Raw genomic sequence first — 24867 nt, 5'->3', positions numbered from 1 at the left:
TTTGAAAGTCTAAAGCGGCGCAAGCCTAACTCAAACCATCTATTAATGCCTTTTAAATAACCAAAAGTAATATAAAACCGCCTGGCCGCCTATTGCAGCCGCCACGCCAGCGCCGCCAAGGTCAGCAGCAGCACCGGCAAGGTCAGCACGATGCCGACCCTGAAGTAATAGCCCCAGGTGATGCGCAGGCCTTTGCGCGCCAGCACGTGCAGCCATAGCAGCGTTGCCAGGCTGCCGATGGGCGTGATCTTGGGGCCGAGATCGCTGCCGATGATGTTGGCGTAGATCATGGCATCCTTCACCGCGCCGGTGGCGCTGGTGTCCGCGATCGACAACGCGCCCACCAGCACGGTGGGCAGGTTGTTCATGATGGACGACAGGAAGGCGGTGATCAGGCCCGTGCCCATCGCCGCGCCCCACACGCCATATTCCGCGCAACGGTCCAGCACCTGCGCCAGGTGCGCGGTCAGGCCGGCGTTGCGCAGGCCGTACACCACCAGGTACATGCCCAGCGAGAAGACCACGATGTGCCACGGGGCCTCGCGCATGATGCGCCGCGTGCCGACGATATGCTGCCGCCCGGCGATCAGCAGCAGGCCCAGCGCCCCGACGGCGGCGATGGCGCTAACCGGGATGCCCATGGGTTCCAGGATGAAAAAGCCCGCCAGCAGCAGCGCCAGCACGATCCAGCCGGCGCGGAACGTGGTCAGGTCGCGGATCGCGGAAGCGGGCGCGGGCAGTTGGCTTACGTCATAGCGCGGCGGAATGCTACGGTGGAAGAACAGCAACAGCACCGCCAGGGTCGACGCCACGGCCATCAGGTTCACCGGCAGCATCACCGACGCGTACTCGCCGAAGCCGATGTTGAAAAAGTCGGCCGAGACGATGTTGACCAGGTTGGACACGATCAGCGCAATGCTGCCCGTGTCCGCGATGAAGCCCGCGGCCATCACGAAGGCCAGCGAAGCGCCGGGGCCGAAGCCCAGCGCCACCAGCATTTCCATGACGATGGGCGTGAGGATCAGCGCCGCGCCGTCGTTGGCGAACAGCGCGGAAACGGCCGCGCCCAGCAGCACGATCAGGACGAACAGCAGCCGGCCCCGGCCGCCGCCCCAGCGCGCCACGTGCAGCGCCGACCATTCGAAGAAGCCGGCCTCGTCCAGGATCAGGCTGGTAACGATGATGGCGATGAAGGTGGCGGTGGCGTTCCAGACGATGCGCCAGACGTCCGCGATGTCGGCCAGGTGCACCACGCCCGTGGCCAGCGCGAGCGCGGCGCCCAGCACGGCGCTCCAGCCTATCGACAGGCCCCTGGGCTGCCAGATGACCAGGGTGATGGTGAGTACGAAAATGGCGGCGGCGAGCAGCATGGTGAAAGGCGTCAGGAAAGCGGATGGGCGCTGATCCAGGCGACCAGCAGGCTGACAGTCAGCACCGACGCCACCGTGGAGACCAGGATGGCGCGCGAGGTCACGCGGGCGTCGCGGCCGTACATCTGCGCCAGCATGAAAGGCCCTGTGCCGATCGGCAGCGCGCTCATCAGCACCGCGGTCCAGGCCCATACCGGCGGCATGGTGAAGACATAGAACGCCAGCACGGCCGTGACAGCGGGCTGCAGCAAGAGCTTGCCGGTGACCAGACGCATGACGCCCGGCCCCGAGCTGGACGTCTCCGTCTGCGCCAGGAACAGGCCTATCGTGACCAGCGCGCAGGGGCTGGCGGACGCGCCGAGCAAGGCCACGTAGCGGTCCACGCCCTCCGGCAGGGCGAGCCCGGTGAAGGCCCAGGCCAGGCCCAGCAGCGGCGCCGCCAGCAGCGGATTGCGCAGCAGCGCGCGCCCGACCTTGAGCAGCGTGGAGGGCAGGTTGGGCGTCTGCTGGCGGTCGAACTCGATCAGGGCGATGGCGCAGCCGAACAGCACACTGGCGGTGAGCAGGGTGGTGAAAGTAGCGGGCGCCATGCTGTCGGGGCCGAACAGCGCCAGGCATAGCGGAATGCCCATGTAGCCGGCGTTGGCGTAGGAGGCGGCCAGGCCCTGGATGCCGCGGTCGGTCAGCGCGCGCTGCGTGCGGCGCGCGCCGGCAAAAGAGACCAGGAACGTGACCGCGATGCCGCCCGCGAAGGCGCCCACGAAACCCCAATGCGCCATGTGCGCCAGGTCCACTTGCGTCATGGCGCGGAACAGTAGCGCGGGCAGCGACAGATAGACGACGTAGCGATTCAGTGCGTCGGTGGCGCCGGAACCCAGGATGCGCCAGCGGGCGGCGAGCCAGCCGGTCAGGATCAGCGCGAAGACCGGCAGGGCGGAGGTAATGACGGCGTTCATGGGGAGGGACCTGGAGGGGCGCTCATTCTACTTGGGCGACGCTTGTGGCGTGCGCGTCACCAGCAGGATGCCCAGCGCCGCCAGCGCCATGCCGGGCCAGGCCAGCGCGGGGATGGCTTCGCCCAGGATGATCAGCGCGATGACGGCCGTGCAAGGCGGTACCAGGAAGAACAGCGCGGACACGCGCGAGGCCTCGCCGTAGCGGATCATGGTCAATAGCAAGGTGATGGCCACCAGCGAATTGCCCACGACCAGATAAGCCAGCGAACCCAGCAAGGGGCCGGTCCACTCGATGTGCATCGGCTCCAGCCAGAACGCCAACGGCGCGGTGGCGATCAGTCCGACCGCGTACTGCACCATATTGGAGGTGACGGGATGCGTTTGCACGCCGTAGCGCTTTTCATACAGGGTGCCGCCAGTGATGCAGAGCAGGGCGCTGATGGCGAACGCCAAGCCTAGCGGCGAGAGCACGTCGATCGAGGCCTTGGCGATGATCACCAGCGCGGCGCCCGATACCCCCAGGCCCAGGCCGGCCCAGCGGCGGGCATCGACTTTCTCGTGCGCGATCGCCGGCGCCAGCAGGCCGATCAGGATAGGCTGCAGCGAGGTGATCAGCGCCACGGCGCCGGCCGACATGCCCTGTTTGAGCGACAGGTAGGTGAAACAGAAGTAGCCTGCCTGCAACAGCAGCCCGACCATCGCCAGATGGCCCCAGGCGCTGGCGCCGCGCGGCAGCGGCGGGCGCAGAACCAGCATGAAGGGCGCAAGAATCAGCACCACGCAGGCATAGCGCAAGGCCAGGAACGTCATGGGGTCGGCATAGGCCAGACCCACTTTGAGCACGACGAAACCGCTGGACCAGAGAAGCAGGAAGAGCGCGGGCGCGGCTTTCAACCAGGCGGGGGGAGCGGCAGGCGGCATGTGGCGGAACATGGACGACGTGGGCAAGCCGCGATCGTACCCCCTTTTGGCACTTGTTCATCCCTGCCTAAAATGAGGCGTAGGATTCTTTTATTCATTTGCTGCATGCGAGGGATGGACATGTCGACCAACAAACAAGCTACGGTGCGTATCGCCCTGGGAACCTGGGACCGTTTGCGCGACGACGCATATTCGGTGCGTCACGAGGTGTTCGTCGTCGAACAGAAAGTGCCGCCCGAAGTCGAGCTGGACGACGACGATGCCGTGTCGGTGCACGCCGTGGCCTACGGCCCGGACGGCACGCCGATGGGTACAGGCCGGCTTTTGCCCGACGGCCACATCGGCCGCATGGCGGTCCACAAGAAGGCGCGGGGCATGGGCGTCGGCAGCCAGTTGCTGGACGCGTTGATCAAACAAGGCCATGGCGACGGCCATCGCATGCTGGTGCTGCACGCGCAGACGCATGCGGCGGGCTTCTACCGGGCGCACGGTTTCAATGTGGAAGGCGAGGAATTCGTCGAGGCTGGTATTCCGCACGTGGTCATGACGCATGTGCTGAAGTAGGGCAGTCCCGCCCGGCTCAAGAAAATTGCGAGCCGGGCAAGCAAAACGGGCCCGACAAAGAAAAAACCCCGGACGCTTACGCGTTCGGGGTTTTTTTGGCGCATCACGCAGGTACCTCGTGATGTAATAATTGGTGCCCAGGAGAGGACTCGAACCTCCACACCTTGCGGCACACGGACCTGAACCGTGCGCGTCTACCAATTCCGCCACCTGGGCGCTGATGCTTTACTTGTCGCTTCGCTTTCGCGTTGTTTCTTGTTCAGCAGCAGAGGAATGAGATTATGCACACTTTTTTAGAAGTGTGCAAGTCGTGTGGGTTTTTTTTCATATTTTTTGCTGCCGGGCCGCTTTCGAACATTCGATATAGTGTCGCCCCATGTCTCGTACCCTTTGCACGCGTTGCCTGCGTCCTCTATCGCACTGTCTGTGCGCGCTGATTCCCTCGCTTTCCTGCCGTACTCGAGTCGTGGTGCTGCAGCATCCCAGCGAGGCGCGTCATGCCTTGAACACCGCAAGATTGGCCGTGCTGGGATTGGCGGGCGCGCAACGCGTGGTGGGCGAATATTTTTCAGAAGACGACTGGGCGTTGCCCGGCCACCTGCCTCGCTTGCTGTTTCCCGGCGAGGGCGCTGAGGTGTTGGTGCCTGGCTACGGGCAGGATCTCGGCGCGCCCATCAGGTTGATCGTGCCCGACGGCACCTGGGGGCATGCGCGCAAGCTGCTGCATATCAATCCTGCGCTTGCCGCTTTGCCGCGCGTGATGTTGCCTGCGGGACTCTCCACGCGCTATCGCGTGCGCCATGCCGATGTGGCAGGTGCCTTGTCCACGATAGAGGCCGTGACGCATGCCTTGAACGCCATCGAGGCGCCGATGAATTTCGATGCGCTGCTGCGGCCTTTCGAGGCATTGATCGATGGCCAGATCGAAGGCATGGGCGCCGATTTGTACGCACGGCATCATTTGAACCGCAAAGTGCCTTGGCGTTGAAGGGCAGGGTTTGCAAGGCGCAAAGCAAAAGCCCCGGAAATCTTGCGATTTCCGGGGCTTTTTAGCCGTTGCCATCAAGACTGGCTTGCATAGTCTTGATTGAAATTCCGTGGTGCCCAGGAGAGGACTCGAACCTCCACACCTTGCGGCACACGGACCTGAACCGTGCGCGTCTACCAATTCCGCCACCTGGGCACTGAGAGATACTGTCAGAAGTATGTGATACGCTGCCGCCCTAGTTGCATCGCTTCAGTTAAAACACATTAACTAAAGCATGCTTCCAAAGTGCAGTTGGTTCTACAATACGGTTTTAAGCAACTTGCTTTTCAACCCCGGCTGGGCTTTAAACTTCCCAACCTTCTGACCATTTTCTGCTTCAGTGTTCAGCCTTGGGCGAACCACAGAAGCTGCGCATTATATACGGAAATTTTAGCTTTGGCAAAACGATCGAATAACGAATCGAATAACAACAGATCAACACCCTTGCCCGAAGCGCCGCCGGACTTCGATCCTGATGTCCCGTCCCGTGAAGCCATCCTGAAAGCGCTGCGCGCCGCAGGCTCGCCGCTGTCTCCGGTGGAACTGGCCGAACGCATGGGCGTCGAGCGCGCCGCGACGATGGTGGGATTTGAGCGCCGCCTGGGCGCCATGGAGCGCGACGGGCAATTGATGCCCAATCGCAAGGGCGTGTTGCTGCTGGCCACCAAACTGGACTTCGTTGCCGGCAAGGTGCTGGGGCATCGCGACGGCTTCGGCTTCCTGCTGCGCGATGATGGCGGGCCCGATCTGTTCCTGTCGCCGCGCGAAATGCTCAAGGTGCTGCATGGCGATCGCGTGCTGGTCAAGCCTGCCGGCGAATACCGCGGCAAGCCTGAAGGCACCATCGTCGAAGTCATCGAACGCCGCACCAACAAGCTGGTGGGGCGCTTTCTGCACGAACACGGCCTGTCCATCGTCGTTCCCGAGGACCAGCGCATCAAGCACGACATCCTGATTCCGCCCAGCGATACCAACGGCGCCCAGCACGGGCAGGTGGTCGCGGTTGAAATCATGGAACAGCCCACGCGCCACACGCAGCCGCTGGGCCGCGTGGCCGAGGTGCTGGGCGAGATCGACGATCCCGGCATGGAAATCGAGATCGCGGTGCGCAAGTTCGACGTGCCGGTCGAATTCTCGGAGGCCGCGCGTAAGCAGGCGGCGCGCCTGCCGGATGTGGTCAAGAAGACCGACCTGAAAGACCGCGTAGATCTGCGCGACGTGCCGCTCATAACCATCGACGGCGAGGACGCGCGCGATTTCGACGATGCCGTCTACTGTGAACCGGTGGAACTGGGCACGGGCCAGCGCAAGCGTCCGGGCTGGCGCCTGCTGGTGGCCATTGCCGACGTGAGCCACTACGTGCGTCCGGGCGACGCGCTGGACGACGACGCGATCGAACGCGGCACCAGCGTGTACTTCCCGCGCCGGGTCATCCCGATGCTGCCGGAGTCGCTGTCCAACGGCCTGTGTTCGCTGAACCCGGACGTCGACCGCCTGGTGCTGGTCTGCGACATGGTTATCCCGGCCAGCGGCGCCAAGGCCGGCACGGTCACGGCCTACCAGTTCTATAACGCGGTCATGCATTCGCATGCGCGCACCACCTATACGAACATCTGGGCCGCCTTGCAGCAACCCGGCGGCCCGGCGGCGCATGCCATGCGCAGCGTCATGCCTCAGGTCCAGCACCTGTACGAGCTCTATCAGTTGCTGGCGCAAGGGCGCAAGAAGCGCGGCGCCATCGATTTCGACACGGTCGAGACCAAGATCGTCTGCAACGAGCTCGGCCGCATCGAGCAGATCGTGCCGTCGGTACGCAACGATGCCCACAAGCTGATCGAGGAATGCATGCTGGCCGCCAATACCTGCGCGGCCGACTTCATGACCCGCAGCAAGCATCCCGGCCTGTACCGCATCCACGAAGGGCCCACCCCCGAGCGCCTGCAATCGCTGCGCGAATTCCTGCGCACCATGGGCCTGTCGCTGGGCGGGGGCGAAACGCCCACGGCCAAGGACTACGGCGACTTCCTGGATTCGGTGCGCGGACGTCCCGACTACCAGCTGCTGCAGACCATGTGCCTGCGCTCCATGCAGCAGGCGGTTTACAGCCCGGACAATATGGGCCACTTCGGCCTGTCCTATCCTGGCTACAGCCACTTCACCTCGCCCATCCGCCGCTATCCCGACCTGCTGACGCACCGTGTCATCAAGGCGTTGCTGGCCGGCCAGCGGTATGTGCCCAGCCTGGAAGACCAGCCTGTGGTGATAGGCCGTACGCAGCGCGAGCACGAACACGCCATCTGGGAAAAGATGGGCCTGGTCCTGTCCGCCAGCGAGCGCCGCGCCGACGAGGCGTCGCGTGACGTCGAGGCCTGGCTCAAGTGCTGGTTCGTCAAGGAGCGCGTGGGCGAGGACTTCAGCGGCACCGTCACCGGCGTCGCCAGCTTCGGCATCTTCGTCACGCTGGACACGCTGCACGTCGAAGGGCTGGTGCATGTTTCCGAGCTGGGTGGCGAGTACTTCCAGTTCAACGACGCCCTGCACGAGCTGCGCGGCGAGCGCACCGGCATGCGCTACCGCCTGACCGACAAGGTTCAGGTCCAGGTCTCGCGCGTGGACCTGGAGGCCCGCCGCATCGAGTTCCGCCTGGTGCAAGGTACGAGCTTCGACGCTCTGCGCAAGGCCTCGGCCCGCGGGCCGGATGAGCCGTCGCGCCGCGTGAAGAAGGCGGCCTCGCCCAAGCCCGCCGCCCTGAAGGGCCAGACCGCCAAGGAGCGGCGCGCCGAAGCCAAGAAGGCCAGCAAGCCGCCCAGGGCGCCCAAGGCGTCCAAGCGCGCCGCGCCGGCCAAGAAGGCCGCGCACAAGCGCCACTGATGCTTCTTTATGGCCAGGCCGTCGTTTGGCGGCCGAGCCATAAGGGGTAACATTGCATCTATGCCCGGCTTGGTCCGGTGGCCCGCCCCGCTCTGGGGCGGGTATTCGTTTATCTAAAGGTATTGCATTTATGGCGTCGACCCAAGTCCTGGCCGGGTTTCACGCGGTTGTTGCGCGGCTGCGCCACGCGCCCGACTCGATCAAGGAAATCTATGTAGAGGCATCGCGCCGCGACAAGCGGATGCAGACGTTCATCGAGCAGGCCGAGAAAGCGGGCTGCCGCCTGCATCCGGTCCCCATGGAGCGCCTGGACGGCTTGTCCCGCGGCACTCGCCACCAGGGCGTGGTGGCGCTGGCCGAAGAACGCCAATTGGCGGTGGACGTGGACGAAGTTCTCGACGTCATCGAAGGTCCGCCGCTACTGCTGATACTCGATGGCGTGACCGATCCGCACAACCTGGGCGCCTGCCTGCGTACGGCCGACGCCGCTGGCGTGCACGCGGTCATCGCCCCTCGCGACCGGGCCGTTGGCCTGAACGCGACCGTGCAACGCGTGGCTTGCGGCGCCGCCGACACGGTGCCCTATCTGATGGTGACCAACCTGGCGCGCACCATGCGCAGCCTGAAGGACCGCGGCGTGTGGCTGGTGGGTACCGACGACCAGGCGACCGACAGCATGCACCAGATCGATGCGCGCCAGCCCATGGCCTGGGTCATGGGGGCGGAAGGCGAGGGCATGCGCCGCCTGACGCGGGAAACCTGCGACCAGTTGGTGAACATCCCCATGCTGGGTTCGGTGGAAAGCCTGAACGTCAGCGTGGCCAGCGCCGTCTGCCTATACGAAACCGTGCGTCAGCGCCGTTCCTGATCCATCCGTCTTGCCTATCCTGTAGACCACATCCTCTTCGCGTCAGCCCATCATGCACCAGAACGGCTTTACCACCACCATCCTCCATTCCGACCGCAAGCAATCCGTCGAGCACGGAGCGGTGCACAAGCCCATGCATCCGTCCTCGGAGTTCGCTTACGAAGACGCCCGCGAGCTGGCTGCGGTCTTCCAAGGCAAAGCTGGCTTTACCTACGCCCGCCAGGGCACGCCCACCACCACTGCGCTGGAGGCCAAGGTCAACCAGATGGAAGGCGGCAAGGGCACGGTCAGCTTCGCGACCGGCATGGCTGCGCTGGCCGCGATCTTCACCACGCTGCTGCGCCGCGGCGACCACCTGGTATCCAGCCAGTTCGTGTTCGGCAACACCAACAGCCTGCTGGGCACGCTGCTGGAACTGGGCATCGAGATCACCTTCGTGGACGCGACCGATTCGTCGCAGGTGCGCGCGGCGATCCAGCCCAATACCCGCATGGTCTTCACCGAAACCATCGCCAATCCGGGCACGCAAGTTGCCGACCTGGCGGTGATCGGCGAGATCTGCCGCGAGAAGGGCCTGGTCTACGTGGTCGACAATACCTTGACCACGCCGTGGATGTTCCGGCCGGCCTCGGTCGGCGCGTCGCTGGTGATGAACTCGCTGTCCAAGTACATCGGCGGCCATGGCAATGCCTTGGGCGGGGCCGTGACGGACACTGGCTTGTACGATTGGTCGGATGACTCGAACATCTACGAGGCCTATCGCAAGGGCGCGCCCACTAGTTGGGGCCTTACGCAGATCAAGAAGAAGGGTCTGCGCGACATGGGCGGCACCCTGGCGGCCGAGCCCGCGCACCGCATCGCGGTGGGCGCCGAGACGCTGGCCCTGCGCATGGCCAAGCATTGCGCCAACGCGCTGGCGCTGGCGCGCTTCCTGGAAGAGCATCCCGGCGTGGCCAGGGTGCATTACCCCGGGCTGGCCAGCCACCCGCAACATGCGCGCGCGGCGGCGCTGTTCGGTTCGCGCTTCGGCGGGCTGCTCGGCGTGGAACTGGCCGATGGGGTGGATTGCTTCGATTTCCTGAACCGCCTGCGCATCGTGTTGATGGCGACTCACCTGGGCGATACGCGCAGCCTGGCGCTGCCCGCCGCCCACACCATCTATTACGAGATGGGCGCCGAGCGCCGCAAGCAGATGGGCATCGCGGACAGTCTCATCCGGGTGTCCGTGGGCATCGAAGACGAAGCCGATCTGCTGTTTGATTTCGATCAGGCGCTCAACGGCTGCCTGCAGGGATAATGCGGCACGCGCGCGGCCGGTGGCTGGCCGCGCCTGCAACGCCATCGGGATAGTGCCCATGCTTATACAGATCGCAGAAGTTTTTACGCCTGAAGAGGCGGCCGAGATCCGGCGCCGCCTGGACGCCGCCGATTGGGTCGACGGCAAAGTCACGGCCGGCCATCAGTCGGCCGAGGTCAAGCGCAACCGCCAATTGCCGGAGCAGCACCCCTTGGCGCAGGAGCTGGGCAACCTGATCCTGCAACGCCTGGCGGTCAACAACCTGTTCATGTCGGCCGCGTTGCCGCGCAAGATCTTTCCGCCTTTGTTCAATCGCTACGAGGGCGGCGAGTCCTTCGGCTATCACGTGGACAACGCCGTGCGCGGCATTGCCGGCACGGCCGAACGCGTGCGTACCGACCTGTCGGCCACCTTGTTCTTCTCCGAGCCCGACTCCTACGATGGCGGCGAACTGGTCATCGACGATACCTATGGCCCGCGCGCGGTGAAGCTGCCCGCCGGGCACATGGTGCTGTATCCCAGCACCAGCCTGCACAAGGTGAATCCGGTGGCGCGCGGCGCGCGCGTGTCGTCCTTTTTCTGGATGCAGAGCCTGGTGCGCGAAGACAGCCAGCGCGCGCTGTTGCTGGACATGGACGTGGCCATACAGCGCTTGAACCAGGACGCCGCAGGGCATCCTTCCATCGTGCAGCTCACCGGCATCTATCACAATTTGCTGCGTCGATGGGCCGAGGTCTGACGCAAGTTAACTATCGCGTTCGGGGGTGTCGCGCAAATCCCGAAATGCGTGTTTCTGTTTATTGCGAAAAGGTCTAAAAGCTAGTATTGGCGCGGGTTGTGGTGAGGTTTTCGCTTGACAGCCGCGCCACGCCAAGGCCTAATACACGTCTGCGTCGCTGACGATTTGAAGGCAATTTGCCATTGAATCCAAGCGGCGCAGCAGTTTAAAAGTTGTGCTTCGCAGCGCAAGAAAAAAGTTTATCCACTGTCTGTTCGTCGTTTGTCGGGTCTTGCGTCTTCAGCGGCGTCCATCATGACGGCCGTGAACTGCACTACCGGCAGACTCAATACCTTGTGAGGGGTACACCTGAATGAACAAAACCGAACTCATCGATCACATCGCCAGCAAGGCTGACATCTCCAAGGCTGCCGCTGGTCGTTCGCTCGACGCCCTGATCGGTGCCGTCAAGACCACCCTGAAGAAGGGCGGTACGGTTACGTTGGTTGGCTTTGGCACGTTCGCTGTGTCGGCTCGCGCCGCTCGCACCGGCCGTAATCCGCGCACCGGCGAAACCATCAAGATCAAGAAGGCCAAGGTGCCGAAGTTCCGTCCGGGCAAGGCCCTGAAGGACGCCGTCAACTAATGGACGGCGGGCGGATCGCAGGCGCAGACCTGGCGATTTGCCCACAAGTGCGCGGTCCGGTATACTCCGGCCCGCGTATTGCTTTTGAGTGCCCCGGTTGGCAGTTGCTTGTACGGATTTTTCGCGAATTTCGTCTTGAGGCTGCATCAAAATGGGTGCTTAGCTCAGTTGGTAGAGCGGCGCCCTTACAAGGCGTAGGTCACAGGTTCGACCCCTGTAGCACCCACCAAAAGCTCCGATATGCGCTCCACACAAAACCCGCACACGTCATGGTGGCGGGTTTTTTGTTTTGGGTTTTGTTCTTCATTGACTGAGCTGGCTTGCATGGCTCGGGCGCATTGATCCAGGTCAGAAATGTAGGACCGGATCAGATGAAATAGGACGTGCGAATCATTCGCATTTAAGATATTATTGTGGGCTTGTACCGGTCAGCAGCCGTCGCCATTGCGTGTGCGTCTTTTACTGGCTGGCCGGATAAGTCAATGCACTCTGGCTGATTCATGCCTAGTTTTCAACGCGGTTGGAATTCTTCTTCGCGCTCTTCATTCGGTATACGCGCAGGCGCTGGCCTGACGGTCCTGGCGCTGCATGCGGCAGTGATAGGAGCCATCTTCATGGCGCCCGAGAATCGTCCTGAACTCGAGGAACCGGAAGCCATCATGGTGAGCGTGGTGGATGCGCCCATTCCCCAGATCGCCAAGGCCGAGCCCACTCCCGAAGAGCCGCAACCGGTGACGGAAACGCCGCCCGAGCCGCAACCCGAGATTGAACCGGAACCCGAGCCTGAGCCCGAACTCAAGCCCGAGCCGGAGCCTGAACCCGAACCGGAACCGGTGGTTGAAAAGCCGCCGATGCCGGCGCCCAAGCCCAAACCCAAGCCGCCACCCAAGCCTAAGCCCAAGCCGGAGCCCAAGCAGGACGTCAAGGTCGAGCCCAAGCCGGACGCGCCGAAGGCGCCGCCCAGCGGCGCGCCCGAAGGCACCCAGGCGCCGCAAGGGCCGCAGCAGGGACCGCCGCCCGACCAACCGGTGCTGGTTTCCAGCATCGAGTTCCAGGGCGCGCGTCCCATGCCCAATTACCCGATGGCCTCGCGCCGCATGCGGGAAGAGGGCCGGGTGGTGGTGCTGGTCGAGATCAATACCCAGGGGCTGGTCGAGCGGGCAACCATCGACGCTTCCTCGGGCTTTCCGCGCCTGGACGAGTCGGCGCTGGCAGCCGCCCGCAAGGGCCGTTTCAAACCGTATACCCGTAACGGCGTGGCCTATCCCGCCAAAGCCAAAATTCCGTTCGATTTCGTAATGAGGAACTGAGATGTCCAACGCACTGCATAGCGCCACCCTGGTGGCGCAGGCGACCACCAGCCCGGCAGCGCCGGCTGCCGCCGCTGCTGCGCCTGCCGCGGCTGCGGCCGCGCCCGCCGCCCAACAAGCCGCCTCGACCGTCGGCGCCGTGGCTCAGCAAGCCGCTGGCGCTGTCCAGCAGTCGGCCGACACGCTGCAAGGCGCCGCCGCCGCGCTGCCCTCGGCGCTGCCTGCCGCGCCGGCTCCCATCGCGGTCCCCGACATGGGTTTCATGCACTTCATTGCGCAGAGCGACTTTGTCGGCAAGAGCCTGTTCATCATCCTGATCCTGATGTCGCTGGTGACCTGGTACCTGATCCTGGTCAAGGTGGCCAGCAACGTCAGCATGCGCAAGCGCTCGGCGGACTTCCTGAACAAGTTCTGGAATGCCAGCTCGCTCGAGCAGGTGGAAAACGAAATCGTCACGCACGGCGCGCGCGATCCGTTCTCGCACTTGGCCAGCCATGCCATGCATGCGCAGGCGCATCACAACAAGTTCGGCGCGACCAAGCTGGAAGAAGCCGGGAGCAATACCGATTTCGTCACGCGCACCATGCGCAAGGTGATCGACGAAGAAACCGCCAAGCTGGAAAACGGCCTGACGGTGCTGGCGTCGGTCGGTTCGACGGCGCCGTTCGTGGGCCTGTTCGGTACGGTCTGGGGCGTGTACCATGCCCTGGTCGGCATCGGCCTGTCCGATGGCGTGACCATCAACCGCATCGCTGGTCCGGTGGGCGAAGCGCTGATCATGACGGGCCTGGGCCTGGCGGTCGCCATTCCCGCGGTGCTGGCCTACAACACCTTCGTGCGCAACAACCGCGTGTTCCTGTCGCGCCTGGATGCCTTCGCGCATGATTTGTTCGCGTTCCTGACCACCGGCCAGCAAGTTGCGCTGTCCGACGGCAAGGTGCGCGCCCTGCGCCGCCAGAACGGCAACGGCGCTGCGGCTCAACGCGGGAGCGAATAATGGCCTTTGGCAGCTTCGAGGGCAAAGGGTCCGGAAGCCACACGGTTTCCGAGATCAACATGGTGCCCCTGATCGACGTGATGCTGGTGCTGCTGGTGATCTTCATCATCACCGCGCCGCTGCTGGCGCACTCGATCAAGATCAACATGCCCCAGGTGGCCGCCGAGCAGATCGAGGAAGAGCCCAAGACCGTCGACCTGGCCATCGATGCCAGCGGCGCGCTGTTCTGGGACGAGAAGCCGGTCAATATCGACGACCTGCCCAACCGCTTCAAGTCGATCGCCGGCACCAAGCCGCAACCCGAGATCCGCATCCGCGCGGATCAGAACACCCGCTACGAGACGCTGGCCAAGGTCATGGCTTCGGCGCGCCGTTCGGGCATGACGCGCATCGGGTTCGTCACCACGCCTCCTTCGGGCGGCGCCGCGGGCGCGGCAACCCCCGCCGCAGCCGGAGCCGCCCCGGCTCCGTCCGCACCTTGAACGCTTCCCGGCCCCGGGGCGTATTTCACGCCCCGTTCCGGCCGGGATCGCGCTAGAATCGCCGCATGCGAGTTCTGGTAATCGAAGACGACACCACCCTGGGCCACGCGCTCCAGGAATTTCTGGCCGACCAAGGCTATGCGGTCGACTGGCTGACCGAGGGCGACCGGGTTCTGGGCGCCTTGGCAGGTCAGCCCTACGACCTGATGCTGCTCGACCTCAACCTCCCCGGTATGAGCGGACTGGACGTGCTGCGGCAGTTGCGGCAGGACGGCAACCAGGTCCCCGTGCTGATTCTCACCGCCCGCGATGGCATCGAGGACCGCGTCGCCGGCCTGGATGCCGGGGCCGATGATTACGTCACCAAACCTTTCGAACTGCCCGAGCTGGCGGCGCGCGTGCGCGCCTTCGGCCGGCGCCGCGCCGGCCAGGCGCAGCCCCTGATCGAAGTCGGACCGCTGGTGTTCGACACCGTCGGCCGCGAAGTCCGCGCCAATGGCCAGCGCTTGTCCCTGTCGGTGCGCGAACTTTCTGTCCTGGAAATGCTGATGGCCCGCGTCGGCCGCGTCGTGACCAAGCGCCAGATCGTGAACTCGCTTTCGGCCTGGGATGCCGACTTCAGCGAAAACGCCGTCGAAGTCTATGTGTACCGCCTGCGCAAGCGCCTGGAAGGCACGGGCGCCAGCATTCAGACGGTACGCGGCTTTGGCTACATGCTGGATGTGGAAACGGCCTGACGGGCCGGCCTCGGCCGGATCGCGCCGGCCGAGCGCATCCATACGCCTGGGCGAGGGTATTGCGTCATGATGCAGGAACGCGCTCCTACCTCTACTCCGGCTTCTCGCCCCTTGCTTCCCTCTCGTTCGCTGGCGCGGCATCTGGTCATTCGCCTGATGCCGCCGATCCTGCTGCTGGTCCTGCTGGACCTGGCAGCCACCTGGGTCATCACGCACAAGATCGACATGTCGCTCTGGATGCTGGAAGATTTCTTCTGGTTGATGGTGGTGGGGCAGATCGCGCTGATTGCGCTGTTCACCTGGGTGGTGGTGCAGGGCGTGCGCTCGGGGCTGCGTTCGGTCAATCATCTGTCTGAGGAGATCAGGCAACGCTCCATCGACGACATGCAGCCGCTGGAAGTGGCCGGCGTGCCGGTCGAAATCGAGCCGCTGGTGACGCACACCAATGACTTGCTGTTGCGCCTGGACGCCTCGCTGGCGGCGCAGCGCCGCTTCATCGGCCATGCGGCGCACCAGTTGCGCACGCCCTTGTCCGGCCTGCGGCTGGAGTCCGAACTGATGCTGGCGCGTCCCTTGCCCGACGACGTGCGGGCGCGGGCGGAACGCATCAAGGCCGTCAGCGACCGCATGATCCGCCTGGGGCAGCAACTGCTGGTGCTGGCGCGCGCCGATCCCAACGCCCGCCCGCAAGACAGTTTCGTGCGCATCGACCTGTGCGAATGGGTGCGCGCGAACGGCGCGGAGTGGTTTCCGCGGGTGCGCGAGGCGCACTACGAGCTGGATCTGGTGGCGCCCGATGCGCCGATCTGGATCGACGCCGATCCCTTGCTGTTGGCCGAGCTGCTGGGCAATCTCATCGACAACGCGCTGCGCTATGGCAACAAGACCGGCCGCATCACGCTGATCGTCGGCGCCAATCCGCCTTCGCTGACCGTGGAGGACGACGGGCCTGGCATTTCTCCGGATGAGCGCGAACGCGTGTTCGAAGCCTTCTACCGCTCGCCCACGGCTACCGCGGGCGGGTCGGGCCTGGGGTTGGCCATCGTGCGGGAAATCGCGCATGCGCATGGCGCCTGGTGGAAGCTCACCAGCCGCCCGGACTTTTCAGGAACACGGCTTTCCGTCGTGTTTCCCGGCCCCCGCAAGGGAGCCCAACTCACTCGTCAAGAACCTACATCATGAGCCAAGGTTCGGCCAGCGTTCCTTCGTCGTCCAATGGGCATGCACTCGGCGGACACGCGCCGTCGTCGCGCGCGGCTCTCATCATGGGGGCACTGGGTGTGGTGTATGGCGATATCGGCACCAGCCCTCTGTATACGCTGCGGGCCTGCTTGACGGGACTGAGCGTGCACACCGATCTGGAGCCGGCCCACCTGCTGGGCGTGCTGTCTATCTTGTTCTGGATGCTGATGGTGGTGGTGTCGTTCAAGTACGTGACCCTGGTGCTGCGTGCCGACAACCGTGGCGAGGGCGGCACGCTGGCCTTGCTGGAATTGGCGGTGCGCGGGCGCGAAGGCAAGCTGCGCTGGGTGCTGATCGTGCTGGGGATCTTTGGCGCGGCGCTGTTCTATGGCGACAGCATGATCACGCCGGCGATCTCGGTGCTGTCGGCGCTGGAAGGGATAGGTATCGTGTCGCATCAGCTGGATGCCTGGGTGGTGCCGTTGGCGCTGGTGGTGCTGATCGCTCTGTTCGCGATCCAGTCGCACGGCACGGGCGCCATGGGCAAACTGTTCGGTCCGGTGATGCTGCTATGGTTCGGCACGTTGGCGGCGCTGGGCGGGTGGCAGATCTGGCAGACCCCGGAAGTGCTGCGGGCGTTGAATCCGATGTGGGGGCTGCGCTTCATCGTCGAGTTTCCGTGGATCAGTTTCGTGCTGCTGGGGGCGGTGGTGCTGGCCCTGACCGGCGCCGAGGCGCTGTATGCCGACATGGGCCACTTCGGTCGTCCGGCGATCCGCCGCGCCTGGTTCAGCATGGTGCTGCCGGCCTTGACGCTGTGTTATTTCGGCCAGGGCGCGCTGCTGCTGCGCGATCCGACGGCGATACGCAATCCGTTCTTCATGATGGCGCCGGAATGGGGGCTGGCTCCGCTCGTGGCGCTGGCGACCATCGCGACCATCGTGGCGTCGCAGGCGGTGATTTCCGGGGCTTACTCGGTCACGCGGCAGGCGGTGCAACTGGGCTTCTGGCCGCGCATGCAGATCCTGCACACCTCGGCGGTCGAGAAGGGGCAGATCTATCTGCCGCAGGTCAATGCGCTGCTGCTGTGCGCGGTGCTGATCCTGGTGCTGCTGTTCCGCAATTCGGACAATCTGGCCGCGGCCTATGGTTTTGCGGTCACTGGCACGATGCTCACGACTTCGGTGCTGGCTTTCGCGGTGCTGCCGCGCGGTTCGACCGGAATCAAACGTGTGTTGTGGCTGGTGGCGCTGGGCCTGCTGCTGTTGTTTGACGTGCTGCTGTTCTCGGCCAATGTGTTCAAGATCCATGAGGGGGGCTGGCTGCCGCTGCTGGTGGCCATCGTGGTGTTCACGCTGATGATGACCTGGCGGCGCGGACGCCGGCTGCTGTCCGAGATGCAGCAGCGGGACCGTCAGCCGCTCAAGGAATTCATGGCGCAGCTGGAGGAATATCCGCCGTCGCGGGTACCAGGCACGGCGATCTTCATGACGATGAATTCGGGCAATGTGCCGCCGGCGCTGCTGCATAACTTGAAGCACAACAAGGTGCTGCACGACCATGTGCTGTTCCTGACGATTCTGGTGGCGGACGTGCCTTATGTCTCGCCGGAAGAACGCTTCTCCGTGACCAAGCTGTCGGCGTCGAGCTGGCAGGCGACGATCAACTACGGCTTCAAGGAAGATCCGGACGTGCCGGAGGCGCTGCGGCTGGTGGCGGAGGCCTATCCCGAGATTGATCTGGAGCCGATGCGGACTTCCTACTTCCTGTCGCGGCAGACGGTGGTGGCGGCCAGGAAGCCGGCGTTGTGGCGGTGGCGGCGGGCGGTGTTTTCGTTCATGGCGCGGAACTCTACGCGGAGTACTAAGTTTTTCAAGATTCCGGCTAATCGGGTGGTGGAGATGGGGATGCAGGTGGAGCTCTAGGCTCTGGGTTCTTGCCGATGCGGTGAGTTCTTATGACGCCTGTGGCGAGGGCGCGTGGGACGCGCGGGGCAACGATTGCGGCCCGGAGCCTTCGCTCCGGGCTCCCCCGTCGTCATCGTCGTCCTCGCCTTCGGCGACTCCTTCCGATTCCCTCGGGCTTATCGACGCCCCGCGCGTCCCACGCCCCCTCGCCACAGGCTGCGCCAGTTGAATTTGTCCGGTCGCTGGCGCGGGTAGTGTGCTTGACGTCCTCGCCTAGAGTGGGGTGTGGCGATGGATTTTGCGGGGCTCGCCCCCGGCCGGCCGCGCGGGCGGCCTTTGGGGGCTTCGGCGGTTTCTTGCGATTGATGTTGCCCAAACAAAAAGCCCTTCGGCATGCCGAAGGGCTTTGTTTTGGGCGTTGAAGAATTACTTCTTCTTGCCTTCGTCGCTCAGCTGCGGCAGCGAGCTGCCGGAGGAGGCGAGCAGGCCGGTCTTCACGTAGGTGAAGAGCTTGCCGCGGGTGTCGACGATGTCGAGGTTGCGCATGGTGAGCTGGCCGATGCGGTCTGCGGGCGTGAACGGGGCGTTTTCGACCTTTTCCATGGACAGGCGCTCGGGCGCGTAGGTCAGGTTGGGCGATTCGGTGTTCAGCAGCGAGTAGTCGTTGCCGCGGCGCAGTTCGATGGTGACTTCGCCGGTGACGGCGCGGGCGACCCAGCGTTGGGCGGCTTCGCGCAGCATGATGGCTTGCGGGTCGAACCAGCGGCCCTGGTACAGCAGGCGGCCGAGCTTGCGGCCGCTTTCGCGGTACTGCTCGATGGTGTCTTCGTTGTGGATGCCGGTGACCAGGCGCTCGTAGGCGATGAACAGCAGGGCCAGGCCCGGGGCTTCGTAGATGCCGCGGCTCTTGGCTTCGATGATGCGGTTTTCGATCTGGTCGCTCATGCCCAGGCCGTGGCGGCCGCCGATGCGGTTGGCTTCGAGCATCAGTTCGACGGGGTCGCTGTATTCCACGCCGTTCAGGGCGACCGGATGGCCTTCCTCGAAGCGGACGGTGACTTCCTCGGCCTTGACGGCGACGTCGTCGCGCCAGAAGGCGACGCCCATGATGGGCTTGACGATGCGGATGCCGGAGTTCAGGTGCTCCAGGTCCTTGGCTTCGTGGGTGGCGCCCAGCAGGTTGGAGTCGGTGGAGTAGGCCTTTTCAGCCGACATCTTGTAGTCGAAGCCGGCCTGGCGCATGTATTCCGACATTTCGGAACGGCCGCCGAGCTCGTCGATGAAGCGCTGGTCCAGCCAGGGCTTGTAGATCTTCAGGTCCGGATTGGTCAGCAGACCGTAGCGGTAGAAGCGCTCGATGTCGTTGCCCTTGAAGGTGCTGCCGTCGCCCCAGATGTTGACGTCGTCTTCCTTCATGGCGGCCACCAGCATCGTGCCGGTGACTGCGCGGCCGATGGGGGTGGTGTTGAAGTAGGTGATGCCGGCGGTCGAGATGTGGAACGCGCCCGATTGCAGGGCGGCGATGCCTTCGGCCACCATCTGCGCGCGGCAGTCGATCAGGCGGGCCTTTTCGGCGCCGTAGGCCATGGCCTTGCGCGGGATCTCGTCGTAGTCGGACTCGTCGGGCTGGCCCAGGTTCGCGGTGTAGGCGTAGGGGATGGCGCCATTGTTGCGCATCCACAGGAGCGCTGCGCTGGTGTCGAGGCCGCCGGAGAAGGCGATGCCGACCTTCTGGCCGGTGGGAAGGTTCGGGAGAATAGTGGTCATTGTTTGAAGTGAGACGCCAACAGGACTTGGACAGCAGACTTGGACAGCCGCTAGCCGCCAAACAAGAGAAACGGACGCTATTTTAACTCTTTTGCCGCGGATGGGCCGGGGGGCGCGAATAGGGCTGGCAGCTCCAGCCGCCGGATCAGGAGTGCGGTGGCGGCGGCCAGCCGGGTGGCGGGGCGGTGGCGGGCGCTGGCCAGGACCAGGTCGTTGGTGATGATCGGGTCGACGATGTCGCAGAGCGACAGCTCGTGTTCCGCGGCGGGGCCGCGCGCGGCCGAACGTGGCAGGATGGCGTAGGCGTCGCCCTGGGCGGCCAGTTCGACGATGGTCTGGACGGCGTCCACCTCGACGGCGATGGTCAGGCGCACGCCCTGGGCGCGGCACACGCTTTCGACCAGGGTGCGGATGGCGTTGGGCAGGCTGGGCACCACCAGCGGGTAGTCGCCCAGTTGCGCCACGGCGATGCGCGCGGGCAGGGCGGGCCGGCGTCCGGCGGCGGCCACCAGCACCAGGTCTTCGCGGAACAGCGATTCGTAGGCCAGCTGGGGCGAGGGTGCGGGATCGTAGAGCAGGGCCAGGTCGACGCGGCCGGCCAGCAGCCATTCGCGCACCTGGGCGCTGAGGCCTTCGGCCACGGCGATGGAGGCTTCGGGAAAGCCGCGGCGGAAAGCCTGCACCAGCGGCGGCGTCAGCACCCGCGCGATGCGGGGCGGCAGGCCCACCACGACCTTGCCGGTGGGCGTTTCGCGCAGGGTCTGCAGATCTTCCTTGGCGCGTTCGGCCAGGGTCAGCAGGGCGCGGGCGTGCTCCAGGAAGCGCAGTCCGGCCTCGGTGGGTTCGGCGCCGCGCCCGTTGCGATAGAGCAGGTGCTGGCCGAGTTCCAGTTCCAGCAGGCGGACCTGGCGGCTGAGCGTGGGCTGTGCCACGTCCAGCATTTCGGCCGCGCGCGAGAAGCTGCGCCTCTCGGCCACGCGCAGGAAGTATTCGATCTGCTTCAGGTCCATCTGATATTTGGAAAATCTATATCTGAAATCAAAGATATAGCATTGTTGGACTGCGGGCAATCCGGGACCATGACGCTTTCACCGCAGGAACCCGCCCGTGCCCGATTGCCGTCCTCCGCTTGCCTCACCGTCCCGTCCCCGCCACGCCTTGCCGCCTGGCGCGTGCGATGCGCATTGCCATGTGTTCGGGCCGGCTGGCGTGTTTCCGTATGCCGAGGGCCGCTCGTACACGCCGCCGGACGCGCCTTACCAGGCCATGGCGGCGCTGCACGAGCGCCTGGGCGTGGAGCGCGCGGTGGTGGTGCAGGCCAATTGCCATGGCTCCGACCACCGGGCCTTGCTGGACGCGCTGGCCCGGAGCGGCGGCCGCTATCGCGGCGTGGCGCTGCTGGGGGCTGACGCCACCGAGGCCGGCGTCAGGCAATTGCATGAGGGCGGGGTGCGCGCGGCCCGCTTCAACTTTGTGCCGCATCTGGGCGGCGCGCCCGATCCGGCGGTCTTTGACCAGGTGGTGGCCCTGATCGCGCCGCTGGGCTGGCATCTGTGCCTGCATCTGGACGGCGCGATGCTGCCGGAACTGTTGCCGCGCCTGGCTACGCTGCCGTTGCCCTTCGTGGTCGATCACATGGGGCGGTTGAAAGCTGCCGATGGTTTGGAGTCGCCGGCGATGCAGGCGCTGCTCGGCTTGGCGCAGGTGCCGCAGGCCTGGGTCAAGGTGTCGGGCATCGACCGCATCGCGTCCGGCACGCGTCCGTATGCCGAGGGCCTGCCCTTTGTGCGCGCGCTGGCCGAGGCTTTGCCCGACCGTTGCCTGTGGGGCACGGACTGGCCGCATCCGAACGTGGCCGGCGACATGCCGGATGACGGCGAGTTGGTCGACCTGTTTTTCGAAGCTTGCCCCGATGCGGCCTTGCGCCAGCGCATCCTGGTGGACAACCCGGCGCGGCTGTACGGATTCGAGTAGACGCGGCAAACGCGGCCGCCATCAGGCGGCGCGCGGATGACAAGAAAATTCCATTCAATCAGGAGACATCATGTTCAAGAAAATACTGTCCGCCGGCCTGCTGAGCCTGGCCGCTGTGGGCTCCGCCCATGCCGACGGGCCGGTGCGCCTCATCATCGCCTTCCCGCCGGGCGGGCCGGTGGATCTGGTGGGCCGGGTGCTGGCCGAGCAACTAGGCAAGGAGCTGAAGCAGCAGGTCATCGTGGAGAACAAGGCCGGCGCCAACGGCAACATCGCGGCGGCCTACGTGGCCAAGTCGCCCGCCGACGGCTCGGTGCTGTTCCTGACCAGCGTGGGCGCGGTAGCGATCAGCCCGGCGCTGTACAAGGACCTGCCGTATGACCCCGTGCGCGATTTCGCGCCGGTGTCCAAGGTGGTGAACAACGCCACGGTGTTCGTGGTGAATCCGTCCAATCCGGCGGTCGACGCCGCGGACTTCGTCAAGAAGTCGCAAGCCGCCTCGCAATCGGTGGCGATCGGCTCGTCGGGCATCGGCAGCATTCCCCACCTGACGCTGGAAATGTTCGCCGACTCCAGCAAGGCGAACGTGATGCATGTGCCTTACAAGGGCGCGGCCCCGGTCATCAACGACGTGATGGGCAATCAGGTGTCGGGCTTCTTCGGCGACGTGCCCGGCCTGATCGGCCATATCCAGGGCGGCAAGCTCAAGCCCCTGGGCATCGCCGCGCCGACCCGCCATCCGCTGCTGCCCGAGGTCAAGACCCTGGCCGAGCAAGGCATTGCCGGGGTGGAGTCCAACAACTGGTACGGCATCGTGGCGCCGGCCGCCACGCCGCCGGCCACGATCGACAAGCTCAACCAGGCCGTGCGCGCCGCGCTGAACACGGAGAGCGTACGCGCCCGCCTGGAGAAGTTCGGTGCCCAGGCCGCGCCCGGCAGCCCGCAGGAACTGGCTGCCCTGATCGCGTCGGACCGGGAGAAGTGGACCGCGCTGATCCAGCGCAAGAACATCCGTCCGGAGTGAAAATGAACGCATGCAGAGTAGGGCTCGTGACGCCCGGCACTCGCCCGGAACTGGCTGAAGTCGAGGCGCGGATCTCGGCTGCGCGGGGGCGCATCTCGCCCCTGTACCAGGTGCTGCTGAACAGCCCGGCCGTGGTCCAGGGTTGGGAAGCGATGCTGACGGCGATCCGCCTGAACACTTCGGTGCCACCGCGCCTGCGGGAGTTGATCATCCTGCGCGTGGCGACCTTGAACAACGCGCCGTACGAGTTCGAGGCCCATGTGCCGCACGCGCTGGCCGCTGGCATGCCGCAAGCGCTGGTCGACGCATTGCGCGGCGGCCCTGCGCCTGCGGAATTGCAAGGCCTGGAGCCGGGCGAGGCGGAGGCGCTGGCGCTGACGGACGCCATGACGCGCGACATCGAGGTGCCGGACGCCGTGTTCGCGCCGCTGCGCGCGCGCTACGATGACACGCAGCTGGTGGAACTGGCGGCGACCGTGGGCGCGTACAACATGGTCTCGCGCTTCCTGGTGGCTTTGCGCGTCGGACATTGAAAAGGAGACTGGAGTGCAGGAAACCGTATTGCTGGTATCGCTGGGCGAGCGCTTCGACGAACCGCGGGCAGGTGAACTTGGGCGGACCTTGACCCAAGGATTGGAAGGCCTGCGCGCCGCCGCGTACGCCGCCGTTGAAGAAGACGAAACCTACGTCTATCTGCGCGGTCCGGCGGCCGCCTTGCCGGAAGCGCAGGCCCGCCTGGCCGAGAGCTTTCCGGGCGCCCGTAGCCGCGTGCTGCACTTGACGCTGGACCTGGCCGGCGCCTCGGCGGGGCAGGACGCGCCGTGGCACTACATCGTCGAAACCGACGTGCTGCCCGAGGCCGAAGCCGACCTGAATGCCTGGTATGACCAGGAGCATCTGCCGGGCCTGGCGTCCGTGCCTGGCACGGTGCGCGCCATGCGCTATGAATGCCGCGACGAGTCGCCGCGCTACCTGGCCTGCTACGACCTGCACACGCGCGAGACCTTCGGCAGCCCGCCCTGGCTGGCCGTGCGCGCCAGCGACTGGAGCAGCCGCGTGCGGCCGTCATTCCGCAATACGCGCCGCATCATGTTCAAACGCATTCTGTAGGAAGGGCGCGGAGCCGCGGAGCAGGCGCCGGGACTCGCCTGCCATGCGCGCGCAATCAGACTGTTGAAACGGTTTTTGAGCCGATGGAAATCTTGTTTGGTAAATCTAATTTTTTTCTATAAAAATCAATAATTAATACGTTGACCTCCAGAAACGAGCGCCGGAACATCCCGAGTTTCGCGCGGCCTGGAATTTTCCGGCAGTTCGTGCAAGTGCGAGTCCCGCAACGAAGCCGGGCCTGAACACAGCGAAGCCCGTGGGCATTTGCTGGTCGGCCGTCTGGCGCCGGTTGTCGTGGGTCGCCGGCATCCCAGGGAGAAAACCATGTTGTTCAAGAAGTTCGTCATGCGCGCGAGCTGTGCTCTGGCACTGACGCTGAGCGCTACCAACGTCAGTGCAGCCGATCAGACTTATGTCGTCGGTGCAGGCGGCACCTACCGTCCCTTTGAATTCGAAACGCCGAGCAAGGAACTGGTCGGCTTCGACATCGACATCATCAAGGCCATTGCCCACGCGTCCGGCTTCAAGATCAAGCTGGTCAGCACGCCCTGGGAAGGCATTTTCGCCACCCTGGGCCAGGGCGACCGCGACATCATCATCTCCGGCATTACCATCACTGAAAAGCGCACCAAGATGGTCGACTTTTCGCTGCCTTATTTCCCGGCCGAGCAAGTCATCATCACTGGCGCCGACAATAAGGTTGCCGCGCTGGCGGACCTGAAGGCCCTGCAAGTCGGTGTAGTCAATTCGACCGCGGGCGACATCGTCATCTCGGACGAAATAGGCAAGTCCAGTACGGCCATTCACCGTTTCGACAATACGCCGCTGATGCTGGAAGAGCTGTATCGAGGCGGTATCGATGCCGCGATCGGCGACGTCGGCGTGATCAAGTTCTACATCAAGAGCCATCCTGAAAAGCAATTCAAAGTGGTCAACGATGCCAAGTTCACGCGCCAGTACTTCGGTATCGCCGTCAAGAAGGGCAACAGCGAACTGCAAGGCAAGATCAATGCCGGTTTGAAGAAGATCGTTGCCGACGGGACCTACGCCAAGATCTACAAGGAATGGTTCGACGCCAACGTGCCAGCGCTGCCGCTGTAAGCCACGCAAGAACCTTTTCATGCCCACGCTCTCGCTGC

Annotated in this window: 23 protein-coding genes and 3 tRNA genes; 19 read left to right on the top strand and 7 right to left on the bottom strand. The window is 64.8% G+C overall.

Features of this window, described 5'->3' with window-relative positions; genetic code table 11:
• Positions 1–89 precede the first annotated feature (89 nt).
• From AC3WOB_RS07395 to AC3WOB_RS07385, 3 genes are read right to left on the bottom strand one after another with little or no spacing between them, the layout of a single operon-like run.
• Positions 90–1370 carry an arsenic transporter gene (locus tag AC3WOB_RS07395; protein WP_492274661.1) on the bottom strand — a complete coding sequence of 427 codons (1281 nt, stop codon included), beginning with the start codon at positions 1368–1370 and terminating at the stop codon, positions 90–92.
• An 11-nt stretch (positions 1371–1381) separates the two neighbouring features.
• A complete protein-coding gene (locus AC3WOB_RS07390; RefSeq protein WP_013392614.1) occupies positions 1382–2326 on the bottom strand; it encodes an AEC family transporter in 945 nt (314 codons plus the stop codon).
• Positions 2327–2353: 27 nt separating this feature from the next.
• On the bottom strand, positions 2354–3247 hold the full coding sequence (locus AC3WOB_RS07385; protein ID WP_492274955.1) for a DMT family transporter: 894 nt from the start codon (positions 3245–3247) through the stop codon (positions 2354–2356).
• A 114-nt stretch (positions 3248–3361) separates the two neighbouring features.
• Between AC3WOB_RS07385 and AC3WOB_RS07380 the strand changes: the two genes are divergently transcribed.
• On the top strand, positions 3362–3811 hold the full coding sequence (locus tag AC3WOB_RS07380; protein WP_492274660.1) for a GNAT family N-acetyltransferase: 450 nt from the start codon (positions 3362–3364) through the stop codon (positions 3809–3811).
• Between the two features lie 131 nt (positions 3812–3942).
• On the opposite strand, the gene AC3WOB_RS07375 is transcribed toward AC3WOB_RS07380, so the two are convergent.
• Positions 3943–4027: transfer RNA gene (locus AC3WOB_RS07375), tRNA-Leu, on the bottom strand.
• A gap of 160 nt (positions 4028–4187) precedes the next feature.
• Between AC3WOB_RS07375 and AC3WOB_RS07370 the strand changes: the two genes are divergently transcribed.
• Positions 4188–4799, top strand: coding sequence for a tRNA-uridine aminocarboxypropyltransferase (locus tag AC3WOB_RS07370; protein ID WP_013392617.1), 612 nt, complete (start codon positions 4188–4190; stop codon positions 4797–4799).
• A 110-nt stretch (positions 4800–4909) separates the two neighbouring features.
• On the opposite strand, the gene AC3WOB_RS07365 is transcribed toward AC3WOB_RS07370, so the two are convergent.
• Positions 4910–4994, bottom strand: a tRNA-Leu gene (locus AC3WOB_RS07365).
• A 240-nt stretch (positions 4995–5234) separates the two neighbouring features.
• Between AC3WOB_RS07365 and rnr the strand changes: the two genes are divergently transcribed.
• The 12 genes from rnr (at position 5235) to AC3WOB_RS07305 (ending at position 17871) form a co-directional block, all read left to right on the top strand.
• On the top strand, positions 5235–7709 hold the full coding sequence (gene rnr / locus AC3WOB_RS07360; protein ID WP_013392618.1) for a ribonuclease R: 2475 nt from the start codon (positions 5235–5237) through the stop codon (positions 7707–7709).
• Positions 7710–7839: 130 nt separating this feature from the next.
• The gene (gene rlmB, locus AC3WOB_RS07355; protein WP_013392619.1) at positions 7840–8577 is read left to right on the top strand and encodes a 23S rRNA (guanosine(2251)-2'-O)-methyltransferase RlmB; all 738 of its coding nucleotides are present in this window, start codon (positions 7840–7842) and stop codon (positions 8575–8577) included.
• Between the two features lie 52 nt (positions 8578–8629).
• On the top strand, positions 8630–9874 hold the full coding sequence (locus AC3WOB_RS07350; RefSeq protein ID WP_492274659.1) for a cystathionine gamma-synthase family protein: 1245 nt from the start codon (positions 8630–8632) through the stop codon (positions 9872–9874).
• 58 nt (positions 9875–9932) lie between these two features.
• Positions 9933–10613 carry a Fe2+-dependent dioxygenase gene (locus AC3WOB_RS07345; protein ID WP_013392621.1) on the top strand — a complete coding sequence of 227 codons (681 nt, stop codon included), beginning with the start codon at positions 9933–9935 and terminating at the stop codon, positions 10611–10613.
• Between the two features lie 352 nt (positions 10614–10965).
• Positions 10966–11238 (top strand): HU family DNA-binding protein, encoded by a 273-nt coding sequence (locus AC3WOB_RS07340; protein WP_003812968.1) that lies wholly within the window; start codon positions 10966–10968, stop codon positions 11236–11238.
• A 153-nt stretch (positions 11239–11391) separates the two neighbouring features.
• Positions 11392–11467: transfer RNA gene (locus tag AC3WOB_RS07335), tRNA-Val, on the top strand.
• A 271-nt stretch (positions 11468–11738) separates the two neighbouring features.
• Entirely contained in the window at positions 11739–12548 is an 810-nt protein-coding gene (locus AC3WOB_RS07330) for an energy transducer TonB (protein ID WP_013392622.1), read from the top strand.
• A 1-nt stretch (position 12549) separates the two neighbouring features.
• Entirely contained in the window at positions 12550–13545 is a 996-nt protein-coding gene (locus AC3WOB_RS07325) for a MotA/TolQ/ExbB proton channel family protein (RefSeq protein ID WP_013392623.1), read from the top strand.
• On the top strand, positions 13545–14027 hold the full coding sequence (locus tag AC3WOB_RS07320) for an ExbD/TolR family protein (protein ID WP_013392624.1): 483 nt from the start codon (positions 13545–13547) through the stop codon (positions 14025–14027). The genes AC3WOB_RS07325 and AC3WOB_RS07320 overlap by 1 nt, the downstream gene beginning before the upstream one ends.
• 65 nt (positions 14028–14092) lie before the next feature.
• Positions 14093–14764 (top strand): response regulator transcription factor, encoded by a 672-nt coding sequence (locus AC3WOB_RS07315; RefSeq protein WP_006218435.1) that lies wholly within the window; start codon positions 14093–14095, stop codon positions 14762–14764.
• Between the two features lie 66 nt (positions 14765–14830).
• A complete protein-coding gene (locus AC3WOB_RS07310; protein ID WP_013392625.1) occupies positions 14831–15946 on the top strand; it encodes a sensor histidine kinase in 1116 nt (371 codons plus the stop codon).
• The gene (locus AC3WOB_RS07305; RefSeq protein ID WP_041653043.1) at positions 15943–17871 is read left to right on the top strand and encodes a potassium transporter Kup; all 1929 of its coding nucleotides are present in this window, start codon (positions 15943–15945) and stop codon (positions 17869–17871) included. The genes AC3WOB_RS07310 and AC3WOB_RS07305 overlap by 4 nt, the downstream gene beginning before the upstream one ends.
• A gap of 408 nt (positions 17872–18279) precedes the next feature.
• Here the strand turns inward: AC3WOB_RS07305 and argG are convergent, their stop codons facing one another.
• Entirely contained in the window at positions 18280–19620 is a 1341-nt protein-coding gene (gene argG, locus AC3WOB_RS07300; RefSeq protein WP_013392627.1) for an argininosuccinate synthase, read from the bottom strand.
• 77 nt (positions 19621–19697) lie between these two features.
• The gene (locus tag AC3WOB_RS07295) at positions 19698–20630 is read right to left on the bottom strand and encodes a LysR substrate-binding domain-containing protein (protein ID WP_492274658.1); all 933 of its coding nucleotides are present in this window, start codon (positions 20628–20630) and stop codon (positions 19698–19700) included.
• Positions 20631–20727: 97 nt separating this feature from the next.
• Between AC3WOB_RS07295 and AC3WOB_RS07290 the strand changes: the two genes are divergently transcribed.
• The 5 genes from AC3WOB_RS07290 (at position 20728) to AC3WOB_RS07270 (ending at position 24829) form a co-directional block, all read left to right on the top strand.
• The gene (locus AC3WOB_RS07290; protein ID WP_492274657.1) at positions 20728–21594 is read left to right on the top strand and encodes an amidohydrolase family protein; all 867 of its coding nucleotides are present in this window, start codon (positions 20728–20730) and stop codon (positions 21592–21594) included.
• Positions 21595–21664: 70 nt separating this feature from the next.
• A complete protein-coding gene (locus AC3WOB_RS07285; protein ID WP_013392630.1) occupies positions 21665–22618 on the top strand; it encodes a Bug family tripartite tricarboxylate transporter substrate binding protein in 954 nt (317 codons plus the stop codon).
• A 2-nt stretch (positions 22619–22620) separates the two neighbouring features.
• A complete protein-coding gene (locus tag AC3WOB_RS07280; RefSeq protein WP_492274656.1) occupies positions 22621–23151 on the top strand; it encodes a carboxymuconolactone decarboxylase family protein in 531 nt (176 codons plus the stop codon).
• A gap of 13 nt (positions 23152–23164) precedes the next feature.
• Positions 23165–23728, top strand: a complete 564-nt coding sequence (locus tag AC3WOB_RS07275; RefSeq protein ID WP_492274655.1) for a hypothetical protein — start codon at positions 23165–23167, stop codon at positions 23726–23728.
• Positions 23729–24052: 324 nt separating this feature from the next.
• On the top strand, positions 24053–24829 hold the full coding sequence (locus AC3WOB_RS07270; RefSeq protein ID WP_492274654.1) for a basic amino acid ABC transporter substrate-binding protein: 777 nt from the start codon (positions 24053–24055) through the stop codon (positions 24827–24829).
• The last annotated feature ends 38 nt before the right edge of the window (positions 24830–24867 follow it).

The sequence above is a fragment of the Achromobacter sp. FW305-C-30-7 genome, assembly GCF_058783105.1.
Note: the sequence above shows the minus strand (reverse complement) of the source record. Positions and strands in the feature narration are given on the sequence as shown.